This is a genomic window from Rhodococcus sp. O3 (assembly GCF_048897285.1).
In the GTDB taxonomy this organism is placed as follows: Bacteria; Actinomycetota; Actinomycetes; order Mycobacteriales; family Mycobacteriaceae; genus Rhodococcus.
In genome coordinates this window covers 1-3,510 of record NZ_JBMBTE010000246.1, presented here as the reverse complement: position 1 = coordinate 3,510, position 3,510 = coordinate 1, and the positions used below count along the sequence as shown (strand labels likewise).

Sequence of the window (3,510 nt, the reverse complement as noted above, 5' to 3'; positions counted from 1 at the left end):
GGCGGGGGTGCCGGGGGTGGCGGTGACCTGGGCGGTGAGGCAGTGGTCGCGGATGACGCGGCGGGTGTCGGCGGTCCACTGTTCGGCCAGGGTTGTGAGGGCGGGGGCGATCGCGGGGTCGGCGCTGACATGCAGGACGGCGTCGCCTTCGACGCAGGTTTGGGCGGCCTGGATGCCCTGGTCGTCGATGTGGTCGCGGAGCCGGAACCAGCCGATGGTGGCGAGGACGAGCAGCACGATGGTGACGAGGGCGATGATCGGGCCTTTGCTGATGCCTCGGACGCCGCCGGAACTGCGATGTCGACTCACGTGTTCGTCCGCCTCGTTTCTTCTCTTTCCGGGCTCCCGCAGTGTACGGAAAACGGGGCGGGGCCCCGGTCCGGGTCGGACGGGGCCCCGCGTCGTGTGGTGCGGATCAGGCGTACTTGGCCTTGTACTCGCGGCGGCGGCGGTGCAGGATCGGCTCGGTGTAGCCGCTGGGCTGCTTGGTGCCTTCGAGGATCAGTTCCTTGGCGGCCTGGAAGGCGATGCTGTCGTCGAAGCTCGGTGCCATCGGGCGGTAGGCGGCGTCGCCGGCGTTCTGCCGGTCGACGACGGGGGCCATGCGTTCGAGGGCGGCGACGACGTCCTCGGCGCTGACGACGTCGTGGCGGATCCAGTTGGCGAGCAGCTGGCTGGAGATGCGCAGGGTGGCGCGGTCCTCCATGAGTGCGACGTCGTGGATGTCGGGGACCTTGGAGCAGCCGACGCCCTGGTCGATCCAGCGCACCACGTAGCCGAGGATGGACTGGCAGTTGTTGTCGAGTTCCTCGCGCTTCTCGGCGTCGGACCAGTCGGTGTTCTCGGCGAGCGGGATGGTGAGGATGTCGTCGACGGTGGCGCGGGTCTTGCCCTTGAGCTCGTCCTGGACGGCGAAGACGTCGACCTCGTGGTAGTGGGTGGCGTGCAGGGTGGCGCCGGTGGGCGAGGGCACCCAGGCGGTGTTGGCGCCGGCCTTGGGCTGGCCGATCTTCTGCACGAGCATGTCGTGCATGAGGTCGGTCATGGCCCACATGCCCTTGCCGATCTGCGCCTTGCCCTGCAGTCCGCAGGCGAGGCCGGTGTCGACGTTCCAGTCCTCGTAGGCGAGGATCCACTTCTGCTGCTTCATGGCGGCCTTGCGGACCACGGCGCCGGCTTCCATGGAGGTGTGGATCTCGTCGCCGGTGCGGTCGAGGAAGCCGGTGTTGATGAACGCGACGCGCTCGGAGGCGGCCTCGATGCAGGCGGCGAGGTTGACGGTGGTGCGTCGTTCCTCGTCCATGATGCCGACCTTGAGGGTGTTGCGGGGCAGGCCGAGGACGTCCTCGACGCGGCCGAACAGCTCGGTGGTGAAGGCGGATTCGTCGGGGCCGTGCTGCTTGGGCTTGACGATGTAGATCGAGCCGGTGCGGCTGTTGCCGAGCGGGCCGTGGGCTTCGTCGGTGTGCAGGCCGTGGACGGCGCACAGGGTGGTGATCAGGGCGTCGAGGATGCCTTCGGGGACCTCGTTGCCGTCGCTGTCGAGGACGGCGGGGTTGGTCATGAGGTGACCGACGTTGCGGACGAACAGCAGGGAGCGGCCGTGCAGTTCGAGGTCGCTGCCGTCGAGTGCGGTGTAGACGCGGTTGGCGTTGAGGGTGCGGGTGAGGGTCTTGTCGCCCTTGGTGAAGGACTCGGACAGGTCGCCGCGGTTGAGGCCGAGCCAGTTGCGGTAGCCGATGACCTTGTCGTCGGCGTCGACGGCGGCGACGGAGTCCTCGAAGTCCATGATGGTGGTGACGGCCGATTCGAGGACGAGGTCCTTGATGCCGGCGGTGTCGGTGCTGCCGATCGGGGACTGCGGGTCGATCTGGATGTCGATGTGCAGGCCGTTGTTGCGCAGCAGGACGGAGGTGGGGGCGTCGGTGTCGCCGAGGTAGCCGACGAGCTTCTCGGGCTGGGCGAGGGTGGTGACGGTGCCGTCGGCGAGGGTGACCTTCAGCGCGCCGTCCTCGATGCGGTAGGCGGTGGTGCCGGTGTGGGAGCCGGTCGCCAGGGGTGCGGCCTTGTCGAGGAAGTCGCGGGCCCAGGCGATGACCTTGTCGCCGCGGACCTTGTTGTAGCCGGTGCCTTTTTCGGCGCCGCCTTCTTCGGAGATGGCGTCGGTGCCGTACAGCGCGTCGTACAGCGAACCCCAGCGGGCGTTGGCGGCGTTGAGCGCGAAGCGGGCGTTGAGGACCGGCACGACGAGCTGCGGGCCGGCGGTGGTGGCGATCTCGGAGTCGATGTTGGCGGTGGTCACCTCGAACGGGGCGGGAACCGGCACGAGGTAGCCGATGTCCTGCAGGAACGCCTTGTAGGCGGCCGGGTCGTGGGGCTGTCCGGCGCGGTCGCGGTGCCAGGTGTCGATCTTGCTCTGGAGGTCGTCGCGGATGGCGAGCAGTTCGCGGTTGCGGGGCGCGAGGTCGTGGATGACCTTGTCGGCGCCGGCCCAGAACGCGTCCGCGTCGACACCGGACCCGGGGATGGCCTCGTTGTTGACGAAGTCGTAGAGCACCTTGGCGACCTGGAGTCCGCCGACCTGAACGCGTTCTGTCATTGCCTCACTCTTTCCGGTAACTGTGCACCCGGTGCGGTCGGGCCGACCGGTGCCGCACGAAAAACACCAACATGTTACCCGCCGGTAGTTATCTGCGTGTCGGTGAGACACGCCGCCAGCGCGGTGCATCGATTCAGCAGCTCCTGGCGCAGGGCTGCGGCGCGGGTGGTGAGCGCCGACTGCTCGCGGACGTACTGTGCGCGTCCGGCGGCAGTCTCGATCGTGATGGGCGAGTAGCCGTATTCGCTCAGATCATACGGGCTGGCCCTCATGTCCAGTTCGCGTGCCGCCCGGGCGTGCCGGAAGCAGTCCAGGAGCAGGTCCGACTCGATCAACGGGGACAGCTTGTAGCACCACTTGTAGAGATCCATGCCGGCGTGCAGGCAGCCGGGTTGTTCCCGGTCGATCTGGGTCTGCCGGGTCAGGGTCTCGGCGTTGCGCGGGGCCGCGTCGGGGGTGAAGAACCGGAACGCGTCGTAATGGGTGCAGCGCAACTGCAATGATTCCACCACCGCGTCGGTGCCGTCGTGGCCGAGCCGCAGCGGCACCGCGTTGTGCCGCACCCCGGCGTCGTCCGTGCGGTACACCATCGCCCACTCGTGCAGCCCGAAACAGCCCAGCTGCGGCGGCCGGGACGCGGTGGCCGCGAGCAGATCCCGCACGAACTCGACCGTTCCGAGCCGATCGAGCGCCGCGCGCCGGGACACCGTGACCCCGGGCTGCCCGTCGGCGACGACGCGTTCGTAGGCGGGATGGTCGCGGTACTCGCGGGTGGCATCGCCGAGCAGCACCACCCCGAAGCCGGGATGCCAGCGCCGCAGCTGGTTGGGCCGGTGGTTGTAGTAGGTGAACAGGAAGTCGTGCACCGGGTGGGTCTGCCGGGCCGCGCGCCGCCGCAGGTGCCCCGCGAG

2 protein-coding genes and 1 pseudogene are annotated in these 3,510 nt (G+C 68.9%); all 3 read right to left on the bottom strand.

Going from position 1 to position 3,510, the window contains the following annotated elements:
• Positions 1-309 (bottom strand): annotated as a pseudogene (locus ACN675_RS28395) (hypothetical protein); the annotation flags it as partial.
• Between the two features lie 106 nt (positions 310-415).
• Positions 416-2,599: a malate synthase G gene (locus tag ACN675_RS28390; RefSeq protein ID WP_420753993.1), complete on the bottom strand. Its 2,184-nt coding sequence runs from the start codon at positions 2,597-2,599 to the stop codon at positions 416-418.
• A gap of 74 nt (positions 2,600-2,673) precedes the next feature.
• The coding region (locus ACN675_RS28385) for a 3-methyladenine DNA glycosylase (RefSeq protein ID WP_420753992.1) at positions 2,674-3,510 on the bottom strand (837 nt) is incomplete at its 5' end.